General features: G+C 38.3%; 20 protein-coding genes and 1 pseudogene. 14 read left to right on the forward strand and 7 right to left on the reverse strand.

The window, feature by feature from the left end:
* Positions 1-32 precede the first annotated feature (32 nt).
* Together ACXM0J_RS00220 and ACXM0J_RS00225 are read right to left on the reverse strand one after the other, a co-directional pair.
* A pseudogene (locus ACXM0J_RS00220) lies at positions 33-1675 on the reverse strand (MFS transporter).
* Complete coding sequence (locus ACXM0J_RS00225; protein ID WP_086266058.1) at positions 1672-2241, reverse strand: TetR/AcrR family transcriptional regulator; 570 nt, start codon at positions 2239-2241, stop codon at positions 1672-1674. Before ACXM0J_RS00225 ends, ACXM0J_RS00220 begins: the two are co-directional and overlap by 4 nt.
* A 179-nt stretch (positions 2242-2420) precedes the next feature.
* On the opposite strand from ACXM0J_RS00225, the gene ACXM0J_RS00230 reads away from it, so the two are divergent.
* From ACXM0J_RS00230 to ACXM0J_RS00240, 3 genes are all read left to right on the forward strand, one after another.
* Entirely contained in the window at positions 2421-3044 is a 624-nt protein-coding gene (locus ACXM0J_RS00230; protein ID WP_069124180.1) for a LysE family translocator, read from the forward strand.
* A gap of 162 nt (positions 3045-3206) precedes the next feature.
* Positions 3207-3395, forward strand: coding sequence for an NF038215 family lipoprotein (locus tag ACXM0J_RS00235; RefSeq protein WP_213034467.1), 189 nt, complete (start codon positions 3207-3209; stop codon positions 3393-3395).
* Positions 3376-3711, forward strand: a complete 336-nt coding sequence (locus ACXM0J_RS00240; RefSeq protein WP_069124182.1) for an EF-hand domain-containing protein — start codon at positions 3376-3378, stop codon at positions 3709-3711. Before ACXM0J_RS00235 ends, ACXM0J_RS00240 begins: the two co-directional genes overlap by 20 nt.
* An 82-nt stretch (positions 3712-3793) precedes the next feature.
* Here the strand turns inward: ACXM0J_RS00240 and metG are convergent, their stop codons facing one another.
* Positions 3794-5860, reverse strand: coding sequence for a methionine--tRNA ligase (gene metG, locus ACXM0J_RS00245; RefSeq protein ID WP_086266085.1), 2067 nt, complete (start codon positions 5858-5860; stop codon positions 3794-3796).
* A 284-nt stretch (positions 5861-6144) separates the two neighbouring features.
* Here metG and ACXM0J_RS00250 point away from each other — a divergent pair, with 284 nt between their 5' ends.
* The 3 genes from ACXM0J_RS00250 to ACXM0J_RS00260 all read left to right on the forward strand — a co-directional run bounded on the left by ACXM0J_RS00250 (position 6145) and on the right by ACXM0J_RS00260 (position 8997).
* On the forward strand, positions 6145-6645 hold the full coding sequence (locus ACXM0J_RS00250; protein WP_086266057.1) for a hypothetical protein: 501 nt from the start codon (positions 6145-6147) through the stop codon (positions 6643-6645).
* 145 nt (positions 6646-6790) lie between these two features.
* Complete coding sequence (apbC, locus tag ACXM0J_RS00255; protein WP_086266056.1) at positions 6791-7981, forward strand: iron-sulfur cluster carrier protein ApbC; 1191 nt, start codon at positions 6791-6793, stop codon at positions 7979-7981.
* A 143-nt stretch (positions 7982-8124) separates the two neighbouring features.
* Positions 8125-8997 (forward strand): 5'-methylthioadenosine/S-adenosylhomocysteine nucleosidase, encoded by an 873-nt coding sequence (locus ACXM0J_RS00260; protein ID WP_086266055.1) that lies wholly within the window; start codon positions 8125-8127, stop codon positions 8995-8997.
* A 32-nt stretch (positions 8998-9029) separates the two neighbouring features.
* On the opposite strand, the gene ACXM0J_RS00265 is transcribed toward ACXM0J_RS00260, so the two are convergent.
* Positions 9030-9596 (reverse strand): DUF2062 domain-containing protein, encoded by a 567-nt coding sequence (locus ACXM0J_RS00265; RefSeq protein WP_213034466.1) that lies wholly within the window; start codon positions 9594-9596, stop codon positions 9030-9032.
* 362 nt (positions 9597-9958) lie between these two features.
* Between ACXM0J_RS00265 and ACXM0J_RS00270 the strand changes: the two genes are divergently transcribed.
* From ACXM0J_RS00270 to ACXM0J_RS00300, 7 genes are all read left to right on the forward strand, one after another.
* Positions 9959-10552, forward strand: a complete 594-nt coding sequence (locus tag ACXM0J_RS00270) for a LysE family translocator (protein ID WP_086266053.1) — start codon at positions 9959-9961, stop codon at positions 10550-10552.
* A 114-nt stretch (positions 10553-10666) separates the two neighbouring features.
* Positions 10667-11236, forward strand: coding sequence for a dCTP deaminase (gene dcd, locus ACXM0J_RS00275; RefSeq protein WP_003653416.1), 570 nt, complete (start codon positions 10667-10669; stop codon positions 11234-11236).
* A gap of 301 nt (positions 11237-11537) precedes the next feature.
* A complete protein-coding gene (locus tag ACXM0J_RS00280; RefSeq protein ID WP_130119736.1) occupies positions 11538-12887 on the forward strand; it encodes a hypothetical protein in 1350 nt (449 codons plus the stop codon).
* A gap of 232 nt (positions 12888-13119) precedes the next feature.
* Positions 13120-15162: a hypothetical protein gene (locus ACXM0J_RS00285; protein ID WP_262470499.1), complete on the forward strand. Its 2043-nt coding sequence runs from the start codon at positions 13120-13122 to the stop codon at positions 15160-15162.
* Positions 15163-15177: 15 nt separating this feature from the next.
* Positions 15178-15903 carry a DUF6160 family protein gene (locus tag ACXM0J_RS00290; protein WP_086266051.1) on the forward strand — a complete coding sequence of 242 codons (726 nt, stop codon included), beginning with the start codon at positions 15178-15180 and terminating at the stop codon, positions 15901-15903.
* Positions 15904-15935: 32 nt separating this feature from the next.
* Positions 15936-18347, forward strand: a complete 2412-nt coding sequence (locus ACXM0J_RS00295) for a DUF6160 family protein (RefSeq protein WP_262470501.1) — start codon at positions 15936-15938, stop codon at positions 18345-18347.
* A gap of 161 nt (positions 18348-18508) precedes the next feature.
* Positions 18509-19462 (forward strand): DUF6160 family protein, encoded by a 954-nt coding sequence (locus ACXM0J_RS00300; RefSeq protein ID WP_086266049.1) that lies wholly within the window; start codon positions 18509-18511, stop codon positions 19460-19462.
* Between the two features lie 81 nt (positions 19463-19543).
* Here ACXM0J_RS00300 and ACXM0J_RS00305 read toward each other — a convergent pair whose 3' ends face one another.
* Both ACXM0J_RS00305 and ACXM0J_RS00310 read right to left on the reverse strand, forming a co-directional pair.
* Positions 19544-20488 carry a tRNA dihydrouridine synthase gene (locus tag ACXM0J_RS00305; protein WP_213034464.1) on the reverse strand — a complete coding sequence of 315 codons (945 nt, stop codon included), beginning with the start codon at positions 20486-20488 and terminating at the stop codon, positions 19544-19546.
* An 85-nt stretch (positions 20489-20573) separates the two neighbouring features.
* Complete coding sequence (locus ACXM0J_RS00310) at positions 20574-21383, reverse strand: cytochrome C assembly family protein (RefSeq protein ID WP_086266048.1); 810 nt, start codon at positions 21381-21383, stop codon at positions 20574-20576.
* A gap of 140 nt (positions 21384-21523) precedes the next feature.
* On the opposite strand from ACXM0J_RS00310, the gene ffh reads away from it, so the two are divergent.
* Positions 21524-22936, forward strand: a complete 1413-nt coding sequence (ffh, locus tag ACXM0J_RS00315; RefSeq protein WP_086266047.1) for a signal recognition particle protein — start codon at positions 21524-21526, stop codon at positions 22934-22936.
* Positions 22937-22985: 49 nt separating this feature from the next.
* On the opposite strand, the gene ACXM0J_RS00320 is transcribed toward ffh, so the two are convergent.
* Entirely contained in the window at positions 22986-23720 is a 735-nt protein-coding gene (locus ACXM0J_RS00320) for a pantothenate kinase (RefSeq protein WP_086266046.1), read from the reverse strand.
* Positions 23721-23729 lie beyond the last annotated feature (9 nt).

Here is a 23729-nt window from a genome sequence, read left to right on the forward strand (position 1 = left end):
CTCAATTTCTATTTCATCAATAACAAAAGCCGTTAAGGGCGGCTAATTCCTCTGCGTTGTAGGTATTTACTACGTGCAATATTAAATCCGCCCCATAAGAGTAAGGCGACGGCAAAAATACCGTTTAATGCAATCACATCATTGTAGGCACGGACCTGAGCTTCACGAGTAACCACTTGATTAAGTGAGCGCATAGACTGAGCTGTTTGTAATGCGGGGTCATTTGTTGTGATGGCTGCACTACGTTGATAGGTAGAGAGCCTTTGAGCAACTAATGGGTCGGCTTGTTCCAAATCTTTAATAATCTCGACTTGATAGTTTTGTGTACGATGTTGTTGATAGGTCGAGAAAAAAGATGAGCCAACAAGGCCACCAAATGTTTGGGTTGCAGAGAATAAGACAATAAAAGTCACTACATACGAAGGACCTTTAGCCAAAGTTTGTGCAAATCCAATTAGAAGTAAAGGACCGATAAACAGGCCGCCGGCAAAGCCTACTAAAAACTGGCTTGCAAAGAAGTTTGAAGGCCGTACATCGCTCGTAAGGTGATAATCTAATCCACAGGCAATGAGAATCAAAAACTCTGCAAAAAGTAAGTGAAAAATAATTCGTTCACGCGAGAAAGTAAGCGCACTAAATAGAGTTCCGCTTAAAATCCCCACCAATATGACCACATAGAGTGGAACAAATTGGTCTGGACCCATTCCCATAGTTTTTAGGAAGTTAACGGCTGCATAGCTTTGTTCTGACATTAAAAGACGAATGGCAAAAGCACCAAAGATAAAGCGTAGGGTTGAGGAGGCGCCTAACCAACGTGTCATAATTAATGGATTGGCACGATAATGTTCATAGAGCAAACCTAAAACAACTAAGCTAAAACCTGCAATTAATACATAAGCAAGCCATTCACTGTTAAACCACCACAAGATTGGGCCTTGTGTCAGCACAATACATAGACATGCAAAACCTGGCGCCAGTAAAGCAAAGGTGAAGAAATCCTGTTTTTCGAAAACATAGATTCGTAAGCTACGTGGTAATTTCAAAGAAACCACCATTGCTAAACAACAAAGCGCTAAGCCGAGTTCAAAGGTGTAAAGAACAGACCAACTGTCTGTATTTACAAGAAATGGAGAAATAATCCAGGCGAGGGGAACACCTAACTGCTGAAAACCAAAGGCAATATATATACCTTTTGCCATGTCTGCTTTTTTAAAAGCTTGCATGGTGTAATACATACCTAAAGAGCTTAATGGCGCACCAGCTAAACCAGCTACAACCCGCGCAAATAGGGCCATTTCATAGGTATGTACAAAATATGCAAAACAAGAACCGCAATAAAAATTACAAGTCCTATTTCTGAAAATACTCTCAAGCCATACTGTTGACGGGCCTTAAATAAAATTAAGTTTGAGCTGACATTTGCCATGACATATGCAGCAGGTAGCCAAGCAGCTTCGGAAGGGGTTAGTCCATACTCACCTTGAATTAAAGGTAAATTTGCCGTAATAAAACCATTACTTAAGCTTGCCGAAAGAGCGATAAATAAACCAATAAAAAAGTAAATAAATCGTTTAGGTACAGAGTGAGCAATAGCTGCTGGTGAACCAGGTAGAGTCGGTTGCTCTTCTGGCGTCCAGTCGGGTGGTGTTTCCAAATAACGAGGCGTTTTACTCATTCTATCCCTCGAATTTTTTGTATTTGAATACCATGAAATAGTAATTCAATTGCTCGTTTTGCTAAGCGAGTCTGTTCTTCTGGCTCATGTCCTTGAAATGAAGAACCTAACATTGCAGTGACCATTGCATAGTCATTGGCAGTGAAATCAGCTCGGCACAGTTTTTGTTCTATCGCATTTTCAATCAGTGGGTTAAGTGCATTATTTCGCCGTTCATAAATTTTTAACATAATTGGATCTTGTCGATCAATTACTCTCCAAAAATCTTGCAAAATTGCAAGTTTAGGAAGTTGTGCAATATGTCCCTCAATTAAACGAAATAAACCATCCTCGAATTGTTGAAAATGAGCAGCTTTTTGCTCTAGCTGTGTAATCGCACGTTCTAAAAGCGCACCAATTAAAGCTTTTCGATCACAAAAATTACGATAGAACGTCGCTCTGCCTACACCAGCGTGGTCAATCACAACTTGTAAAGGGACATTAATGCCATGAATACGAAAACATTCTTCGGCTGCATTGAGTAATTCATCCCGATTATGGGCTGCAATTTTTTGACGTTTACTCATGTCATCGGTTTGGGGAGTTCTAAAGGTTATATATTTAACGGACACTTTTGTCCGTTGTGAAGATCTAAATTGTAAAAACATGAAAATTCAATTTTCATCATTTATATCTTCGCCATTTTTATATGTGTCATAAAAAGCTGTTAGAATACCGCGCAATTGCATGATGCTAGGTCAATACAATGTTTGAGTCCCTTATTCCTCTTTTTTCAATTGCGATGGCATTGATGCTTGGAGCAATAAGTCCTGGGCCAAGCTTTATTTATGTGGCACAAAATTCAATTTCTAAATCACGTAAACACGGTTTGTTTACAGCATTGGGAACAGGGACAGGTGCAGCACTTTTTGGTCTATTAGCTGTTATGGGATTGCAAGCAGTTTTATTAGCAGTGCCTTCTGCTTATTTAATTTTAAAAATTGGCGGTGGGCTATATTTGCTTTGGCTGGCTTTTAAAATTATTAAACATGCCAAAGAACCAATTGCCATGGAGAATGATGGCAAATCAAGAATGACCTATAAACAAGCATATCGTTATGGCCTTATTACGCAGTTAAGTAATCCAAAAATCGCAGTCGTACTAGCAAGTGTGTTTACTGCTTTGTTGCCAAAAGAAATCCCAAATTATTACTATGTCGCATTGCCAGTGATTTGTTTTATGATTGATGCTGGTTGGTATTCATGTGTTGCGATGCTGTTATCTTCAGAGAAGCCTCGAAAAATGTATCTGAAAGCAAAAACAGGGGTGGATCGAGTTGCTGGAAGTATTGTGACTTTATTGGGTTTAAAATTAATTTTCTTCAAATGATTATTCTTTAATTAAAATATCTACAAAATCCAAAGCCAGCTATTTATAGTCTGGCTTTATTTTTGCGTAAAATATATACAAATTGAAATATCTTTTTTAGCACTTAAATACTTTAAAAGTGGTAACTTAATAAATAAAACAAAAAGAAATGAGGATCACGTTATGAAAAAACTAATGGTGAGCATTTCTGTAGTTTTTCTCATCTTAACTACAGGATGTGAGATGAGAACGACGAGTAAACAACAACCGGCAAATGAGCGGGCCATGAGTATTGCTGGTTCTCCAGTTCACGAAAAGGACTATAAAATTTCCGATATACAAGTGAATAATCATGAGCAATCTAACTATTAAGTTACTTGCTGGATGTGCAACTTACTGTATTTTGAATATGGTAAATGCATGTGAGCCCGCTTCTTTAGATTGGGAGCTTTTTCAGAAAAAATATGATTTAAATCATGATGGCATGTATAGCCTAAAAGAATTTCAGCGGGTACAAGATTTTTATCCTTATAACTGGCCGAGAGATAAACGGTTTCAAGGGGAAAATAAACAAACAGAGCTATTTCATTATTTAGATGAAAATAAGAATGGCTATTTAACAAATGAAGAGTTAGGAAATATACACCTTTTATTTAATAACCCTTGCGAAGGGTGGCCGTGGTCCTAATTTAGTAAGCCTCTTTTAAACCTATTCAAAGCCCTTAAAAATAAAAAAGCTCCCAATTTAGGGAGCTTTTTTTGAAAGTAGATTAAGAAACTTTATCGCCTGGTTTTGCACCGCTGTCTGGAGAAATAATGAAAATACCTTCACCATTTCCGGCAGCAAGTACCATTCCGTTTGAAACACCAAAACGCATTTTACGTGGTGCAAGGTTCGCCACCATAACAACCAATTTACCTTTTAGGTCTTCTGGCGCGTATTGGCTACGAATACCACTAAATACATTACGTGGTTCAGCTTCACCAACGTCTAACGTCAGTTGAAGCAACTTATCTGAACCTTCAACTGTACCTGCTTCAATGACCTGAGCAACACGTAAATCAACCTTTAAGAAGTCTTCGATACCGATAATTTCAGCTTCACCCACTGCTGGAGCAGGGGCAGCTTTTTTCTCGGTAGCTTTGTCCTTGTTCGCCGTTGCTTTAGTTGCTTCTGGAGCAGGAGCACCTAAAGATTCTTTAGAAGCATCAACCATAGCTGCAACCGCTTTTGGATCAACACGCTGCATAAGCGGTTGGAACTGCGCAATCTCATGGCTTACAAGAATTTGTTTGCGTGACTCGAAATCGAAGCTTTCAAGTTTTAAGAAATCTTGAACTTGCTGAGCTAAAGTTGGTAGAACTGGAGCCAAGTACACCGCTAGTTGACGGAATAAGTTGATACCCACAGAACATACATCAAGAACTTGTTGCTCTTGACCTTCTTGTTTAGCAAGAGCCCAAGGCTTTTTCTCATCAATATATTGATTTGCACGGTCAGCTAGCGCCATGATTTCACGGATCGCCGTAGAGAATTCACGTGCTTCATATGCAGCAGCGATTGAATCACCTGCATCAATAAAACTTTGTACCAGCTCAGATTCTGCACATTGAGCAGATAAAGTATTGTTAAAGCTGCTGTTGATGAATTTCGCACAACGGCTAGCAATATTAACGACTTTACCAACCAAATCCGAATTTACTTTTTGAACAAAATCATCAAGATTTAAGTCAGAGTCTTCAACTTTATCTGAAAGTTTAGACGCAAAGTAGTAGCGTAAATATTCTGGGTTTAAATGCTGTAAATACGTCTCGGCCTTAATGAAAGTACCACGTGACTTAGACATTTTTTGCCCATTTACAGTCAAGAAACCGTTTACAAACAAGCCTGTTGGGGTGCGATAGTTTGCACCTTCAAGCATTGCTGGCCAGAATAAAGCATGGAAGTAAACAATATCTTTACCAATAAAATGATAAACATCATTTTGGCTATCTTTTTTCCAGAAATCATCAAAGTTTAAATCTGGACGTTTAGCTTTGATATAGTTTTCAAAACTAGACATATAACCGATTGGAGCATCTACCCAAACATAGAAGTATTTATTTGGTGCATCTGGAATTTCGAAACCAAAATATGGTGCATCACGAGAAATATCCCAGTCTGCTAAACCTGCTTCAAACCATTCATCTAACTTGTTCGCAATTGAAAGAGGTAAACGTCCTTCATCACGCGTCCATTTTTGTAAATATTCAGAGAAGTTTGGAAGCTTGAAGAAATAGTGATCTGATGATTTTTCAACTGGTGTTGCACCACTTAAAGTCGAACGCGGGTTAAGTAACTCGGTTGCATTGTAAGTTGTACCGCACACCTCACATGAGTCGCCGTATTGATCTTCTGATTTACATTTTGGGCATGTACCTTTAATGAAACGGTCAGACAAGAACATCCCTTTTTCTGGATCAAATAATTGAGTTACAGGACGGACTGCGATATTTCCAGCTTCACGGTTTTTAATATAAATATCTGTTGAACGTGCTTTGTTTGCATCGCTATGCGTTGAATCGTAATGATCGAAATGTACGCCAAAACCGTCAAAATCACGGATATGTTCTTTTTGAACATTCGCAATTTGCTCTTCTGGGCTAATACCATTTGCTTCGGCACGTAGCATAATTGCTGTACCGTGAGCATCATCCGCACATACATAAGTCACATCATGACCCATTGCTCGCATGGCACGAACCCAGATATCTGCCTGGATGTAACCGAGTAAATGACCCATATGAATTGGACCATTAGCATAAGGGAGGGCATTAGTGACTAAAATTTTACGCACGGATTTCATTCTCTCATTCGTATTTATAAGGTGGAAGATTTTAACTGATGCAGGGAGATAAGCAAAGATTAATAATCTTCGGCTTGGCATAAGCGATTTCTATTAAAATGGATTTTGGCTAGAGGTGGTTTCTCTTTAGAACAGATAAACAAATCGAAAAATATTTGAATCTTCCTGTATTGTCTTTGTTTCAAATTGCAGTTACGGTCAGAAAATAAGCCATAACGATGTATAACTAATAACTTATTCAGGTAATTTTTTAATTAACTATGAGGATAACAACGATGACTACTGAAAATAAATTAGATGATTTAAAGGCAAAAGCGGCAGATGTAAAAGTACAAGGCGAAAAAGCTTTGGATGATTTAAAGGAAAATGTAAAAGAGAAGCAAGCTGCGGGTAAAGAAGCAATTGAAGATAAAGTAGACCAATTAAAGGCGAAAGCAGCTGATGCAAAAGTACAAGGCGAAAAAGCTTTAGACGATTTAAAGGAAAATATAAAAGAGAAAGAGGCTGCCGGCAAAGACGCTGTTGAAGATAAAGCCAGTGATTTAAAAGGCAAACTTGAGGATGCTCAGCATAGTCTGCAAGATAAATTTGATCACTTACGTACTGAAGCGGCACATAAACTTGATGATGCTAAAGCCAAAGCTGCAGAATTAAAGGAAGAGGCTGCTACAAAATTTGATGAGTTGAAAACTCAAGCAACAGCAAAGTTTGATGAGCTAAAGAAAACTGCAACTGATAAATTAAATAAATTAAAGAATCATGATTCTGCTGAATAAGCTGATTTAAACTAAAATTCGTACTCCTTACCTAAAAGATGAGATATGAAGTGAGTAATTATTCATCCTAAGGTGAGCGAGTGCGGAGCAATACTGTTACACTATCTCCATTAAGCTGTAATGATCTGTTTTTGGAGTAAACAATATGTCTTGGCTTTCTTCATTAAAGTCTGTTTTTTCACCGGCACAAGAAGTGAAAAAAGATGAAATCCAAACCGTACTCCAAAATTACTTACTACCACATTCAAAAGATGCATTAAAAGAGCGTATAAGTCAGCTCCAAGTTCAGGGACGAGTTTTACAACTCACCATTAATACTTTCCCTGACGAAAAAGAGCATTTGCAGCAAATTCATGATGATTTAGCTAGTGCATTAGAAAAGTGCGGTATTGAAGAACTTAATTTACACGTGGTTCAACAAAAGCGCCCTTCACAAGAAAGTTCGAATTTACCTCCTGTGCTTGATGCCTCACCTAAATCAGAACCAGATCCAAATAATCCACCGATTCAAAAAGCCGCTCCGCAACAAAGAGATGTTCCACTTCATCCTCGCATTAAGAATGTTATTTTAGTTTCATCTGGAAAGGGAGGCGTAGGTAAATCGACAACTACGGTCAATTTAGCGCTTGCCTTACAAAAAATGGGACTTAAGGTTGGGGTGTTAGATGCTGACATCTATGGACCAAGTATTCCGACAATGCTAGGTAATGCGGGCAAAACTCCACTTATTGAAAGTGAAAATTTTGTACCTTTAGATGCTTATGGTATGGCTGTGCTTTCTATTGGACATTTAACCGGTGATAACAACACACCTGTTGCATGGCGTGGACCAAAGGCAACGGGTGCTCTAATGCAATTGTTTAATCAAACGCTTTGGCCTGATTTAGATGTACTCATGATTGATATGCCACCAGGTACTGGTGATATTCAGCTTACGCTTGCACAGCGTATTCCAGTTACAGGCTCAATTATTGTGACTACGCCTCAAAATGTTGCTTTGCTAGATGCTACCAAAGGAATTGAATTATTTAATAAAGTTGGTATTCCAGTATTAGGTGTTATTGAGAATATGTCGACTCATATTTGTTCAAACTGTGGATATGAAGAGCAAATTTTTGGTATTGGTGGTGGTGATAAGCTTTCCGAGCAATACCATATTCCATTATTAGGTCGTTTGCCTCTCAATGCTCAAATACGTGAACATGCTGATCAGGGTAAACCAAGTGTTGTAGCAATGGATGATGCCGCTGATAGTTATATTGATATTGCTAAAGCAGTCTGGCAGCAGATTGAAAAAATCCCTCAACGCACACGTGATGATAAACGTATTTTCTAATTGATTAAAACCCGGCTTTAAGTCGGGTTTTTTATCATCTGATTAAAATAAAAAGTTAAATTATTGAATCGAAATAACAAAGCTAAACTTGAAATTGGCATGTAGATTGCTACTTTACACTTTTTAAAAAGAAAGGTTAAAAAATGCGATTCAAATCTACTTTTGGCGTTATCAGTTTGTGTAGCGCTTTATTTTTAGTTGGATGTAATGATGACAACTCATCTGTTTCGCAAACACCAACAGTTCAGGAACAAAAACAGAAGTTACAACCGATTATTATTCAGGGTGCTTTACCCGTAGAGTCGGAAAAAATGGCTTCAAAATTAGAGAATAAGACTATTGAAGAAATTGGTGGGTGGAAATTCTGGAAAGGAACCTATAATGGTTATCCAATGATTATTTCTAAAACTCGTATGGGTATGAGTAACTCTGCTGCAGCAACTGCTCTAGCGATTGAACGTTATAAACCAATTGCGATCATTAATCAGGGCACCTCAGGTGGACATGATCCTGATTTACATGTTTATGATATTGTTTTAGGAAAATATACAACCAATATTGGTGCATTTAGAACTCCTAAACAGCCCTTAGGCGGTGGTTCAAACTCACTCACATGGGTTGAGGCTTTTGATGTTTTGCCAACAGATGAATCTGACCCAGAACCGATTGCAATTCGTAAATTTGAAGGTGACCAAGAGTTGTTAATGGCGGCACATAAAGTCCGTTATGATAAAGGTGATGTGGTTGAAGGAACGATTGGTTCAGCAGATGTTTGGAATAATGAGCTAGATCGTATTCAATTTTTCCATCAACGTTATGGTACTTCTGTTGAAGAAATGGAAGCAGCATCTGTTGCGCAAATCGCAAGTCAACTTAATGTCCCTTTCCTAGGCATTCGAATCTTATCTAATAATATTACCAATAATGGAGCTTATGATCCTGGTACAGGAGAGGCTTGCCAAGAATATGTGCTTAATGTGGCTGAAGAGTATATGAAATCAAAACTACCAAAATGATGATTTAAACTTATGCAAGAAGAGAGGAGTTTTTATAAAACCTCTTCTTGCTTTTTATGGCGATGTCTACTTTTCCAGTTTTTTATGACCATCCAACGCCAGAAAATTTCTGTGCATATATATAAAATAACGGCAAATACAAAAGCTTCTACGACTAGACCTGTCATCAAAATTTTCGCGAGACTAAAATCAATGTGGCCATGGCCGAAATGAGTAATCCAACGAGAAATCTGATGCAATACACCCAGCAACATTTCTTTGTTAATCATATGCACATGAAAAATGTGGGCACCGAACCAAAAACCAATATATAGAATAGGAACTAATGTAAGCGGGTTACTTAACCAAGCGAGCATCAAGCTAATTGGTAAATTTACTTCAAATAGCAATACAGCCATCACAATAAATACGCTGTGAAAAGGAATAGGCAGTAAACCAAAAAAAGTTCCGACAAAAACAGCTCGGGTAATTGATTTTCGATTGACATACCAAAGCACAGGATTAAGGGTCTTTTTACCAAAAATCCTTAGAAATTTCATATTTGAAACTTTCTCGGGGGAGGGAAGCCAAGATTGAAAAAAATGCTTTGCCATAATCATTAAGGGTAGTAAAGCGCGATGCTCTATATAAAAAATCAGAAACAATATATGAATTGAAACTTATTAAAAGCTTAAAATTTAAACTTACCATTGCTATATATTTTTTATTATAAAGACTTTTGATGGAAAAATAGACTTAAAATAAAAATACTTATGTTACTTAAGTCAGAATCTATTTGAAAAGCATCCCAACTGACCGTAAAGTTTTCTTCTTGAATTTATATGGTATTTATATAAATATTTGTTTTTATGAAATTTATTTTTATTTTGAAAATAATTTGAAATACTTTGTCTTACAATTACCTTTTGCCTTGTGACAGGATATCAATTAATCTGAGATGACTATATTGTGAGGTCATTCAATGATTTCATGGCTTTTTATTGGCTTAGTAGCCACAATTTTACTTACTCCAGGCCCAACCAATACACTACTCGCTTCTTCAGGGGTGCAAGTGGGATTAAGGAAGTCAGTAAAACTTATTCCAGCAGAAGTTTTGGGTTATATCATCTCTATTTCTGCATGGGGAATGTTGATTGGAAAAGTGTCTAGCACACTACCAATGCTGCCGCCTATCCTAAAGCTATTGAGCGCTTGCTATATTATTTTCTTAGCCATTAAGTTATGGCATACGGCAAATCAAGAAGTTGAATTAAATCAGCCAACGATTCGTGCTCGTGAGTTATTCTGCGCCACTTTATTAAACCCAAAAGCATTACTCTTTGCCTCAGCAATTTTCCCAGTAGCGGCATGGAGTAATTTTCATATTTATTTAATTCATATGATGGCTTATTTAGCGCTTATTACACCAATTGCGTTGTTCTGGATTTTCTTGGGATCGGTTTTAGCTTCTAGGAAAGTGGGTTGGTTAAATCAAACTAACTTGCAAAAAACCGCTTCACTTGTTTTAGTCAGCTTTTCAATTCCAATTAGTTATTCTGCTTTACTGAACCTTTAAATGTACCGCTGAGCTATTCTTATTTATTTGAGTAGCTCTGTGTTGTTTTCATAATTGGTTTTTTAAGTTAAAGTACGTCGAAATCAATGAATTTACCTTTTGGATAGAAAATACATGGCCATTAAGTCTGATCGTTGGATTCGCGAAATGAGCGAAAAACACGGCATGATTGAACCTTATGCAGAGAATCAAGTCCGTTTTGATGAAAATGGTGAAAAGTTGATTTCCTACGGGGTCTCTAGCTATGGTTATGATGTACGCTGTGCCCGTGAATTTAAGGTTTTTACAAATGTACACTCTGCAATTGTCGATCCAAAGAATTTTGATGACAAAAGTTTTATCGATATTGAGTCTGATGTTTGTATTATTCCGCCAAACTCATTTGCTCTAGCGCGAACAATTGAATATTTCCGTATTCCTCGCAATGTGTTAACAGTGTGCTTAGGTAAATCGACCTACGCTCGTTGCGGTATTATTGTAAATGTGACTCCATTAGAACCTGAATGGGAAGGTCACGTTACTTTAGAATTTTCAAATACGACGAATTTACCTGCGCGTATTTATGCTGGGGAAGGCGTAGCACAAATGCTTTTCTTTGAAAGTGATGAAGTGTGCGAAACCTCTTATAAAGACCGTGGTGGTAAATACCAAGGTCAAACAGGTGTTACACTTCCCAAAACTTAATGTTTCCTCGATGAAAACATTTAAAAATAATGGGTCACTTAGGTGGCCCAATTTTATAAATAAAATTTTTTGAGAAGCGTTTATCGGAATTATGATAAACGACAGTTTCCTTTTGTAAAAAATGATATAAAATGATCAATAATTGATTTGTTTTTTTTGTTCTGCATCACAGAATTTAAAAGCAAATGTGGTTGATATAGGCTCTCTTTGATAATGTTTAGTTAAATATTTATCAAATGCTGATAGGCCAAATAAAAAGAAATTAAACAGGATTATGCCCCCACGGATACGGAGGTCGGCCATGCGACAGTTTACGTCTCTTCGAGTAGCACTTTTGACACTCGGAAGCTTATGCTTTTCCTCAGCCTATGCTGCTTCTACACTAGTCCCTATGTCAGATGCTGAACTATCAGCAACTCGGGGTCAAGCCTTGATGAGTATGTCTTATATTGCACCTAATGATTCGGCAAATCTGGAAAAATTGCGTGATAGCAGTAGTAATGTAGGATTTTATAAATTAGGTTTAGAGGCCGAGTTAGAAATTAATGCCAATATTCGTAAACTGCAGTTAGGTTGTGGTGGGGTAAATGGTGCGGGCGGCTGTGATATTGATTTTGATAATGTTAGTTTAAGTGGTGTAGCAGATACACGCGAGGGCCGGGTAGCAAGCGATGCTAAACTGACAAACCCTTTTTTCGAATTGGCAATAAAGAACCCAAATAGTGCATCAACTCGTGAAGTAGCTGGTATTCGCTTGAGTGCTGAAGCAGTTGAAGGACTTTTAACTATTGGCACAGAAAACTCAGCTACACCAAATGGTATTAATAGTTTAAGTGGTTATATGGTAGTAGCACCCCAAGTAGGTGCGGCGACTGTTGAGGCTGCACGCATCACGCAAACAGGTAGCCCTGCTTGTGGCGTATATCCATCTCCTTCGGGTTGTGGTGTTAATCAAGCAATTACAGGTAAAGCTAGAGGTGAAATTGCATTAGGAGCAGGATTTAATCTTGATTTCCAGACTAAGTCTTATGATATAACACTGTCCCCTACCCAAAAAGCACAGTTATCATTACCACAATCAATTGTATCTGGACACCGGATGAGCAGTGTAAATTTATTAGCCTCTGCTATAGTCAATGGTATTGATTTGTCGGGTACCCTGGCAGCTGATGTTGATATCCTTGGGGGAATTACGTTAAATGGTAATCTTCGTGGGACCATTAATAATTTACCTGTAACAGTACCGTTGTTAGAAAATTTAGGTTATATCCATAAAATTGATTTGAGTGGTAGTCCATTATCATTATCCATGCAGGGACAAGATATACGTTGGCCTGGAACGGTATCAACAGCAATGCGTGGTTGGTGGCTAGAGTTATCAAATCCAATAGATATTGGTCGAATTGACCCGACTAATAGTGTCGTTATTAAAACAGATACTATTAGAGATGCACTTACTGAAGTGAGTAAAGAATTAACCCAGAATCCATTAAACTGTGGTTTCTTGGCTGTAAATTGTATTGGTGGTGATTTTAATGTTGGGACAAGGGATTTATCAAACGCGAGACCAGCAGTACTAGAATTACAGAATTTACAATTAGCTAATCAGTCTTTTGCTCCAAACTGCTATGGAAGTTTAAAATTCTGCTAAGTATGAATAATGCATAGTTTTAAATTTTACATTCATCGGAAAAGTAAGTTTTTAAGCTCTATTTTTTTGCATTCGTGCAAATATTGCGCATAATGGAAATGTGGAAGGGTTGGCAATATCTATTTGGATTTGCCTTCTAGTCTAGGGAGAAAAGGAAAAATTCACCTAGCATCAAGGATTGTTAAAGAAAAATAAATATGGTGCGCGGCATCGTATAAACAGGAAGGTCAAGATGACTACACTTAATTATACGGTAAGGTTTCAAAAAACCGTTCTGGCAAGTTTAATTGGCTTTTGTATAAGTCAGCCAAGTTTTGCTCTTGAAGAACTTTCTGATGCAGGTTTAAGTGAAACCACTGGTGAAGGTATTGCTATCTTGCCACAGAATACTTATATGGTATTTCGTGGAGCTGGAGCGAATGAAACTACAAACCAAATTTTAACTGACCGCACTAAAGATACAGGTTATATCAATTATGTACCTGTTGGCCCTTTAAGTATGACAGCCGCTGATACCAATAAAAATGGTTCTATTGATTCAGGTGACCGTGCGGTAGGTAAAGCTGATATTTTTCTTTATGGCTTAGCACTTTCTAAATCTGATAATAATACCAATACTCGCCTTGCTTCTACCGATGCAACTGCTGCAATCTCAAGTTGGGGTACTGCTGTTAACCCGTGGATTTTCAAAGTTGCGACTGAAAACTCAGTGCCGAATTTTAGTACAAATAATTGTACAGGTGCGACTGACCCAACATGTCAGGTAACTTACTTAGCTTTAGAAGCCCCTTTATATGAAGTCGGAACAAAGGATTCTGCAGGTATTGACGCTTATAAGCTGAAATTAGGCTTATGGACAGATATTTTTGTCCGAAATCCAAATAAAATAAATGGCGCCGCAGATCAATTTAATTATGGTGATTCAAATGGTCTAATTGGCACGAGTACTGACGCAACTCGTGCAAACCGTCTTCGTTTACAAGGGGTCTGGAATAACTTTAGCTTAAATGGCAGCCGCTTACAGCTTTTCCAAACATTAGGGGGAGCAACATCTGCTGGTGGAATGAGCCCTTTTTATAATGATACTTTGGGTTTAGCTGGAGTTATTCGTTTAAACAGTGGCGATGCCTCCAATTTAAGAGCAACGATTACTTCAAATACTCCAACGTCTACCGTGGGATCATGGGTAAATCGTTATAGTACCCAATATACTGGTGCGCCAAGCAATAACTCACCGAGCTCAGACTGGTTATATCGTATCCGTAGCCAAACTACGACTGTTACTTCAACAGGTTCATGGACTGCTCCAACTGATAGTGCTATGAATAATGTTTTACGTTTAAGTACGCGCGAGTCAGGGACTACACAAGGTAATTTGGTAACTCCAGCAATTAATGGAGGAGTTGCACCAACATTTGATGCGAACGAAGGTCTATATCTCTATAACCCTAATATTAACCTTGTGTTGGGTTCTTTATATCAACCACTTGTTTTAAGCTCGGATGGCAAGAACTTTAGTTTAGAGCTCGCTCGTATTCCGAATAAACCTGAAATTTATAAGAAAATCTATACAGACTATAGTGGGGCCGATACGAGTTATTTAGGGTCAACTTGTAATATTTATCAATGTGGTACGAACGTAACCTTAGGTGGTAAAACATATCAGGGTTCTAGTGCGACACATAGTAGTATTTCAATTGGTTCAACGGTCTATAATGCAACCAATAATACTTTAGAAGCCTTTAAAGGTAATAGCACACAAGATGCTGTAGGTATTTCATTTGGTAAATTACCTACAGGAACTGTGGCGGCTATAACGCAAACTAAAAACTTCTACCAATTGCAAAATCAGGAACGCCGTGCAGGTAGTTATAGTTGCGGATTTTTGAATTTAAGTACTTGTTATGATACATGGCAATATCGGACAGCCACAGGCTGGACTGGCAATGCAGGCTCAGGTTTAAGATTTGATTCCCAAAGTGCGAACTGGGCTAATATTGATAGTACTTCCTATTATAACCCGACAGTAAATAATACAGGGTATACCTTAGCTGATGCTGGAAATGGTGCTCAATACACTGTGCCAAACGGTACACCTTTGCCAGATGCTCGTTACGAGGGTGGTCGTTGGTATAGCACTACACCAAATGCAGATTTAAATACCTATAAGTTATCGGGGGCACAGATTAGCTCAGCGATTACCAATAACATGGGTTCTGCTGTTATTGACGGTGTTTTAATCCAGCACTTGAAACTCACAACTAAAGGTCTATAAGAGGAGAAGAGTGATATGAAAAAAATAAGTACTTTAATCCTCGCTCTTTGTGCAACGGTCACTCATGCAGAGCTACAAACTTTAGACAATGAAGCATTGCAGGCCATAAATGGGCAAGCGGGTGCTGATTTATCTTTAACGCTCAATTTAAACCAGACAGCTAACGGTGTATTTGACAATGGTAGTGGTGGTGTCTGTGAGAACCTAGAGTTCTGTCATATTGGCTTGGCAATTAATAAGCGTTTTGTACAAGCAGATGCGACCAAACCAAGTGGTTGGGCCGAAAATAGTGATAGTGGTAATAAACTTTGGCTTGTATTTAAAGGTGTACAAGGTACTTTAAATATCCAAAAAATGGGTTTAGATGGTGCTGATTTAAAGTATTTGGATAAAAACAATACTGAAATGATTAAGCCTGCTATTCAGCTTAGTTTTAGTGCAGCGCAGCCAATTTTAATTCGTAACTTTGGTTTTAATGCCTTATCAATTGAGCAAGATAACTTTACTAGCTCAACAACAGCACAAGGGTCCAGCGCAAATATGTATGATTATGCATATTTCAAAAAGCCAACTTATGCGGCGACTGCTAACAGTGCGAACCAACAAGTGGCTACTGCCACACCATCAGCGTATGACCATGGGCGCGAAACTGGTTTTATGGGCTTGATGATGAATGGGAATTTGGCTATTCAAGGGAAAGTCATGGTCTTTAGCTGTGATGGAAGTCATCCTCGTTGTTAAGCGTTAATGTAGATTTCAAAGGAACTGAAGTGATGAAAAAAAATAAAGAAAATCACAGCTCAAAGTTTATTTTAAACGCATTAACAATCAGCATGTTGTTAGTGAGCGGACATGCTTTTGCGTTAGAAGCTTTAACAGATGCTGACATGAGTGCTGTTAATGGGCAAGATGGGATTTCGATTCAAACGACGTTTAATGAAATCAATATTGATAATGCTTACTGGGATGACCATGCAGGGACACCTAGTAGTGCAGATCAGGTCTTAAGAGCTCAGGCGAGCGGGATAAAAGTTCAAAAAAGTAATGCATCTAGCCAAACTTTAAGCACTAATTACCGTTTAGATGTAGGGAGTAACCCAACTACGGGTAAAACTGGACTCGACTTTTCTATGCAAAGTAGTCCATCACTTATTACCGTAAATAGCGTTAAAGTTTGTAATAGTTCAGCTACATGCTCGCCAACTTTAGGGCAGTTGGCTATTCAAACGACCTCTCCTTTAAATTTGGCACTTACAACTCAAGATGGTTTGTTTAATGCAAATAGCCAGTCAAGCATGACACTTGGTATTAATAATGCCAATATTTATTTAGGAGAATTGGATGCTCGTAGCCAGTTAAATCAGTTAATTTTAAGAAATTTTAACTTTAATTTTGTCGGTAAAGGAGCGATGTTAATTGACCCAACTCGTGGCTTAGTTTTACAGACAAATACTGGAACTAATGTTGCTGGTGTAGGGCAAACTCCAAATAGTACCTATGGCTATGTTGATTTTAACCGTGTAGCAGATTCAGCTTCTGGTTTAACTGCGGGTACGTATGTTGACAGTAGTGGCAAAGTAACCAATTCAGGCCTGAATATTGAGGTGATGCTCAGCTCGAATGTCGATAAAACTAACCCTTATGCTTTAGACGCAACTAATAACCCACAGAATGCGAAAGGTTTGATTCGTTTAGGTGCTAGCGGACGTATGGTAAATAGTTATTTACAAGTCCGTGGTATGGATGGTACGGCAGATACCACCACTTTAGGCACTGCAAATACAGCTGGGGGTACAGGTTCAAGTAATAGTATTTTAGGTAATTCTGGCATTGCCTTTCGTATGAAAGGTGAATTCACTAAAGACAATGACTCAATGCTAGGCTCAGATGGCAAAGCAACCACTTTAGAAATTGGTGGAGCAGGTTTAAATGCTTATGGCTTTGAATTTGGTAATTTAACAGGTCTTAACTCAGCTACGCGTGGTTATTTTGATAGCGGAAATATTTATTTAAATCTTGCCGATACCAAAACATTATTAATGCCAAACAACGCGACTTTAAATGCAATTCGTTTAGGGTCGGGTACTTTAACAACAACTGCTGATTATCAACATAACATTCACCGTGATACAGTCACTAATCCGTTTAGCTTAATTCTTGCGATGCGTGGAGCAGAGTTTCAAGCATTTTCAAGACGTGGTCGTTTTACGACAAGTGCGAATGTTGCTGCTGCCAATCAGTTTGCAGACAATGGTGCGAATAACCAGTGGGGCTTAGCATTACCTTTTTATAACTTAAATGCTAACGCCGCTGTATATGGTTTAGATGCACCAGCAAATAGTGCTTATTACTACACAAAAGATGCAAATGGTAAGCCTATTCGAAATGCTGTGGCTACATCTGGAACCACTTCGCGTTTAGGTTTTGGTATTGCTGCTGGAACTACGGGACGTGATGCGACTGGAACTAAAACAACCTCAATTTTATTAATTGATGGTTCTCCAAATGCTAATAATGGTGGTAGTCCTACTGATTATTACATGGGCTTACGTAATATCGATATGTTCCTCAAAGGCAATGGAAGTATTGGTTTAGAAAATGGCAGTCTTAATATTAGTTTAAAAGAGATGCTACTTGCTTTATCAACAGAAATTGCAGCAGGTTATTTACCAGGGGCTAAATATAAAACTTGTCCAGCGACGGGTTCATGTACTTCACCTATCGATAATTTTGCAAAAAATAATGATGTCTTATTTGGTCTAAAACTCCGTTTAGGTGGCGATCTTAACTTATCAATTGTGCCAAATAGTTCAATTGCAGATGGTAGTGCTTTAACTGTACTAGGCGATTTCACAATGCCTGCGACAGCAACTGGAAATACGGTTCAAATTAGTGATCCGATTGATGGTTCTGCCATTGGTTTTGACAATATTACGGGAAAGCTAGCGTTTAATACCGCTTTAGTTGTGGGTAAAGATACAACAAGCGGTTTAGGTAAAGTTGGGGTAAATACGGCGGTTTATTTTAACCCTGATAAGAGTATTGACGGCGCATTACGTGTAAAAGATATTAATTTCTATCCGCCTACAACAGGAGCTGGAGCACGTTTAGGTGAGCTTGCAATTACTGGTGGACGCCTAAATAGTAGCTTTAGTATTGTGCCTAGAAATGGCGCCTTTAACTAATGAATAAAAGTGACGATTATCGTCACTTTTTTATATAAATTTTATTTTAGTGTGATTGGATTTGCATTCGTCGGGTTATAGAGATAATTGCTTTGTACTTGAATATTATTCTGATAGTCTGAACAAATAATAAACGTTTGTCTCTTAAGGATTAGAGCGACATGAAGAATAAAAATATAGGGTTCTGGCTGCTACTTGCCAGTAGTTCAAGTGTATTTGCAATGCAGCCTTTGGATGATCAAAGCCTTGCAGCAGCGACGGGCCAAAATGGCTTAACTTTAGGAATTCAGGCCGATAAAGTTAAATTTAACCAGGTCGCACTCATTGATACTAACGGTATTGCTTCAACTTCTTATAACAGTAAAGCTGGTTTTGTAATTGCTGGAAACTCTACTAACCCAGTTCCTAGTATAGAGTTTATTAAAGCTGCTGTATCGGGTAATCCTTCTTTTAATATTGCAATGGATACCGATGCTGGGGGTGGAAATCCTTTTTTAAATTTAGCTATATCTATGGGGAATGATGTAAACGGTATTCGACTTCTACCTTTTTCAGTTTATTTAGCCCCAAGTACATCCTTATCTAGTCCATCCGATTATGCATTAACAAGTTATGCACCCAAATCAATTTTTAGTTCGGGAACGACAGTAAATGCGGGTGTAAAAGAAATCATTCGTTCTACTGGAAATCTAGATATTAACTTTCTACAAACCAATAAACCTCGTTTAAATATTCAACTGGGTCATGCTGCTCAGTCCGTCATGCTTAAATTTGGTGGAGCAATTCAATCTATTTGTTCTGCTGCTACGGGTTGTCCAATTACTTTAGTGTCCGATAATACAGGTGCTACATTTGGGTTTAAGTTTGCAGGAACAAATACTTCAACTGGTTTTGTGTTAGATGGTTTTTATGCAGGTGTTGAACCAACTGGATTAACTTTTGGGAATATAGGTGCATCTAGTAAATTTGATGCTTCACTTAATAATGTCACTTTAGGAAATATGAGTACTCAAAGTACAACAACGTTTAATAATTTACCTAATGGCTCTATGGGGAATTTTGGTGTCACTGGCGTTTCTGTAACTGACTTTAAAATGAAAGTAAGCGGCTTTTAAAAAAGAATAATAGCTTAACCTGAAATACGAAAGAGGGCGGCTGTGAAAACAATCGCCCTCTTTTTTTAAGGTTATAGCGAGTTAAATAGTATCTGATCTGGTGTGTTCTAATTGTTGAACAATCTCATCTAAAGCTTTAATTCGTTTAACTTTATCCCATAATTCTTTCGCTTGAGGGTAGGCTTTGGTCATCATACCTAACCACTGTTTATAACGACCAACCATCCCAATTTCTGTTTTTGCTTGACCGTTTAAAAAGCGAATTTGTAAGTCAACGAGTTGTTCCCAACTAAATAACGCTTCATCCATATTTTGGCGAATGCATTGGGTTAAATCAGGAGTTGTCACCGCACCACGGCCAATCATTAAGTCTTCACAACCAGATTGTTGCTGACAGGCTCTAGCATCAGCATTGGTCCAGATTTCACCGTTAGCAATCACATTAATTTTTAAAGCTTCTTTAATGGGTAGAATTTTTTCCCAATAAGCTGGTGGCGTATAGCCATCTGCTTTAGTTCGAGCGTGTACAGTTAACCAGCTTGCACCCGCATCTTCAACAGCATGGGCATTTTCCATCGTATGGTTTTCATCGAGATAACCTAAACGCATTTTTGCTGAAACAGGAATATGTTCAGGTACCGCATCTCTTACTGCTTTAATCAGCAGATGTACCACGTCTGGTTCATCGAGAAGTACTGAACCACCACGATGTCGATTAACAGTTTTTGCAGGACAACCGAAATTAAGATCGATTGCAGGTGCACCCAATTCAACAACTTTTGCTGCATTTGCTGCCAGCATATCTGGGTTATTACCTAGGAACTGAACATGAACAGGCGTACCTGCTGCTGTTTTACCATCATTTTTTAGTTCAGGACAAAAACTATAATAGATGTGGTCTGGCAAAATACTGTCTGTAACGCGAATAAACTCGGTCACACACCAGTCGAAATCACCAACAGATGTGAGTGTATCCCGCATGATCGGGTCAGTTAAACCTTCCATTGGAGCGAGTATGAGTTTCACAGTCTGTGTCACCTGAGTAAAACGAAAAACAGCGTTATACGGGATATGCATAACGCTGTCTAGTATCGATTAAATTTTAATTTTCCTAGCGCCCTAAGATCATCTCAAGCACAAATTTACTTCCGATAAATCCAATCGCTAAAAGTACAAAACCTATTAAGGTAAAACGAATTGCTTTTTGACCTCTCCAACCAAGCTTGTAATGGCCGATCAGTAATGCACCATAGATAAACCAAGAAATAATACTAAATACGGTTTTATGAGCAAGATGCTGAGCAAAGAAGTTATCAATGGTTAAAAAACCAAATGTAAGCGCAATCGTTAATAAAATGAAACCAGTAATTATTAGGTCAAATAACAAAGATTCCATCGCTTGAATTGGCGGGAGTAAGTTGACCCAAAAACGTTTTTTTTGTTTCTTTTTGAGTTCACGATTTTGGAACCATATTAAGATTGCATGTATGGTTGCCATCAGTAAAACTGCATAGGCAGAAAGTGAAAGAATAATATGAGTATCAAGACCTAGCGAATGCTGCTCAATAAATTGGTCTGGTCGACTAAATGCAAAACCTAAAATAAGACCAATAGCTGCGACAGGAATGCCTAACAAGTTTAACGGTAGAATAGGGCGGAAAGTACTAAAAATTAAGCTTAACAATAGCATAAGTCCCGATGTGAAAGACATCAGGTTAAATACATCGTAGTTAATTCCCGCTGGTGTAAGCATGGCATCGCATAAAACTGTACCGTGCAACAGTAGTGCCAAGATAGTAACAAAAGCAAATAACCATGAGTTTGGTTCACGTTTTGACATTAAACGAATAAACAGATACCAGAAAGAAGTGGTATATGCGATGAGTGCCAAAATTGTGTAAACCAAGGGGAGGCTAATCATGTCAAACCTTTTTCAGGATTAATTCATCTATATAAGATATAAATTCGCTGCGAACTAAAGTATCCTATAGCATTCTATGCATAAATTTTCTATTTCGAGAAAGATTTTTTTGCAACTAGCCATTTTAAGCGGATTTTGCAATGTTTGATACCTTAACAGAACGACTCACACAGAGTTTAAGAAATGTTACTGGCTCAGGGCAGCTGACCGAAGACAATATTAAAGATACCTTACGTGAAGTACGTATGGCACTTCTTGAAGCCGATGTCGCGTTACCTGTAACTCGTGAATTTATCGCGAAAGTTAAGGAAGAGGCATTGGGCCAAGAAGTGATGACTCAGTTATCACCAGGCCAGGCATTTGTAAAGATTGTCTATGACGAACTCACCAAGATGATGGGTGAGGCGAATGAAACACTTGATTTAAGTGCGAAACCTCCTGTTGTAGTATTACTTGCTGGTTTACAAGGTGCAGGTAAAACTACAACTGCTGCCAAGCTGGCACGTTTCTTAAAAGAACGTCAAAAGAAAAAAGTAATGACTGTTTCTGCCGACGTTTATCGTCCGGCAGCAATTAAACAGTTAGAAACTGTTTCAATTGAAGTTGGTGCAGGCTTTATTCCTTCAGATCCTTCTGAAAAGCCAATTGATATTGTTAATCGTGCAATTGAACAGGCAAAAATCCAGTTTGCTGATGTATTGATTGTCGATACGGCAGGTCGTCTACATGTCGATGCAGACATGATGGACGAAATTAAAGAATTGCATGCAGCAGTTAAGCCGACTGAAACCTTGTTTGTGGTTGATGCCATGACAGGTCAGGATGCTGCAAATACAGCAAAAGCATTTAATGATGCTTTAGCACTTACCGGTGTCATTCTTACTAAAACTGATGGTGATGCACGTGGTGGTGCAGCGCTTTCTGTGCGTGCCATTACTGGTAAGCCAATCAAGTTCTTGGGTATGGGTGAGAAGCTTGATGCTTTAGAACCATTCCACCCGGACCGTGTTGCTCAACGTATTTTAGGCATGGGTGACGTACTTTCTTTAGTCGAAGAAGTTGAACGTAAAATCGACAAAGAAAAAGCCGAAAAAATGGCGAAAAAATTGCAAAAAGGCGGTAGCTTCAACTTTGAAGATATGCTGATGCAATTTGAGCAAATGAAAAAAATGGGCGGCATGATGGGCTTCTTGGACAAGTTGCCTGGCATGAGCGGTGCAGGAATTCAGCAAGCGATTGAGCAAGCGAACCCTGAAAAGCAAGTCAAGAAGATGGAAGCGATTATCCAGTCAATGACTGTTAAAGAGCGCCGTAATCCAGACTTGATGAACCCAAGTCGTAAAAAACGTATTGCGGCAGGTTGTGGTATGGATGTTGCTGAAGTGAATAAACTTATCAAGCAACAAGCACAAATGGCCAAAATGATGAAGAAGTTTGCCAATCCATCTGGTATGAGCAAAATGATGCGTTCATTAGGCAATATGCAAAAACAATTTGGCGGCGGCGGTGGCGGAATGGGTCCACTGTTTGGTAACAACGACCAAAAGAAATAAACTTATAAAATAAAAGGCGCAGATAGCGCCTTTTATTTTATTCTGTGTTTTAGTCTTTAGGATAATGAGCAATATATTGTTGTAGTCCTTTGAGTAAAAGATCGGTTTCCACAACAGGCTCATATTTTTGTAAAAACTTGGCAAATAGTGTTGCATCGCCACCAGTTAGCAGCAGCTTTTTTGGAGATTGCTGCATAATATTTTCAATGGTACTAATGAGGCCTAATAAAATACCGTGATGTACTGCATCTACAGTGTTATTGCCTGGATTTAGGTTATCAAAAGCTGAGTCTGGAATTTTAATACCCTTGGTATTTTGAATAAGAGCATCTCGCTGCAAATACAAATTAGGCAGGATGTAACCTCCTAAATGCTGTTTACCCTGAGTTAGGTCAATTGTGAGCGCTGTTCCGCAACCAATAATGCAATAGTTTTCATCTGCTTGAGCTACAGCTAGCACTTGTAACCAGCGGTCAATACCGAGCTGACTCGGAACCTCATAACCACACTGTAAGCCAGCATATTCAGAATGGACTTTCGCAAAAACTACTGGAATTTCAAGCCATTTTAAAATCTGCTGAATGCGTTGATTATTCTCGGTATCGAGTACTGAAGAAATTCCAATGCGATGCAGACCTTGATGTTTAAAGTGTTGAATTAAACCTAGTAATAAATCGGCAGGGGACTGTAAATGTAGCTCAGCTGCATGTTCAATAGTTTGCTGATTTTCAGTAATCCAGTATTTTAAACGGGTGTTCCCGATATCAAGCCATAAACTTTTCATGGAAGAACA

This window comes from Acinetobacter sp. GRABPA_MV_2 (assembly GCF_056725885.1).

Excerpts from the sequence above, each read along its gene's own strand:
- ACXM0J_RS00225 (WP_086266058.1), bottom strand. The coding sequence starts at position 2,241 with ATGAGTAAACGTCAAAAAATTGCAGCCCATAATCGGGATGAATTACTC.
- ACXM0J_RS00230 (WP_069124180.1), top strand. The coding sequence starts at position 2,421 with ATGTTTGAGTCCCTTATTCCTCTTTTTTCAATTGCGATGGCATTGATG.
- ACXM0J_RS00235 (WP_213034467.1), top strand. The coding sequence starts at position 3,207 with ATGAAAAAACTAATGGTGAGCATTTCTGTAGTTTTTCTCATCTTAACT.
- ACXM0J_RS00240 (WP_069124182.1), top strand. The coding sequence starts at position 3,376 with ATGAGCAATCTAACTATTAAGTTACTTGCTGGATGTGCAACTTACTGT.
- ACXM0J_RS00250 (WP_086266057.1), top strand. The coding sequence starts at position 6,145 with ATGACTACTGAAAATAAATTAGATGATTTAAAGGCAAAAGCGGCAGAT.
- apbC (WP_086266056.1), top strand. The coding sequence starts at position 6,791 with ATGTCTTGGCTTTCTTCATTAAAGTCTGTTTTTTCACCGGCACAAGAA.
- ACXM0J_RS00260 (WP_086266055.1), top strand. The coding sequence starts at position 8,125 with ATGCGATTCAAATCTACTTTTGGCGTTATCAGTTTGTGTAGCGCTTTA.
- ACXM0J_RS00265 (WP_213034466.1), bottom strand. The coding sequence starts at position 9,596 with ATGATTATGGCAAAGCATTTTTTTCAATCTTGGCTTCCCTCCCCCGAG.
- ACXM0J_RS00270 (WP_086266053.1), top strand. The coding sequence starts at position 9,959 with ATGATTTCATGGCTTTTTATTGGCTTAGTAGCCACAATTTTACTTACT.
- dcd (WP_003653416.1), top strand. The coding sequence starts at position 10,667 with ATGGCCATTAAGTCTGATCGTTGGATTCGCGAAATGAGCGAAAAACAC.
- ACXM0J_RS00280 (WP_130119736.1), top strand. The coding sequence starts at position 11,538 with ATGCGACAGTTTACGTCTCTTCGAGTAGCACTTTTGACACTCGGAAGC.
- ACXM0J_RS00285 (WP_262470499.1), top strand. The coding sequence starts at position 13,120 with ATGACTACACTTAATTATACGGTAAGGTTTCAAAAAACCGTTCTGGCA.
- ACXM0J_RS00290 (WP_086266051.1), top strand. The coding sequence starts at position 15,178 with ATGAAAAAAATAAGTACTTTAATCCTCGCTCTTTGTGCAACGGTCACT.
- ACXM0J_RS00295 (WP_262470501.1), top strand. The coding sequence starts at position 15,936 with ATGAAAAAAAATAAAGAAAATCACAGCTCAAAGTTTATTTTAAACGCA.
- ACXM0J_RS00300 (WP_086266049.1), top strand. The coding sequence starts at position 18,509 with ATGAAGAATAAAAATATAGGGTTCTGGCTGCTACTTGCCAGTAGTTCA.
- ACXM0J_RS00310 (WP_086266048.1), bottom strand. The coding sequence starts at position 21,383 with ATGATTAGCCTCCCCTTGGTTTACACAATTTTGGCACTCATCGCATAT.
- ffh (WP_086266047.1), top strand. The coding sequence starts at position 21,524 with ATGTTTGATACCTTAACAGAACGACTCACACAGAGTTTAAGAAATGTT.
- ACXM0J_RS00320 (WP_086266046.1), bottom strand. The coding sequence starts at position 23,720 with ATGAAAAGTTTATGGCTTGATATCGGGAACACCCGTTTAAAATACTGG.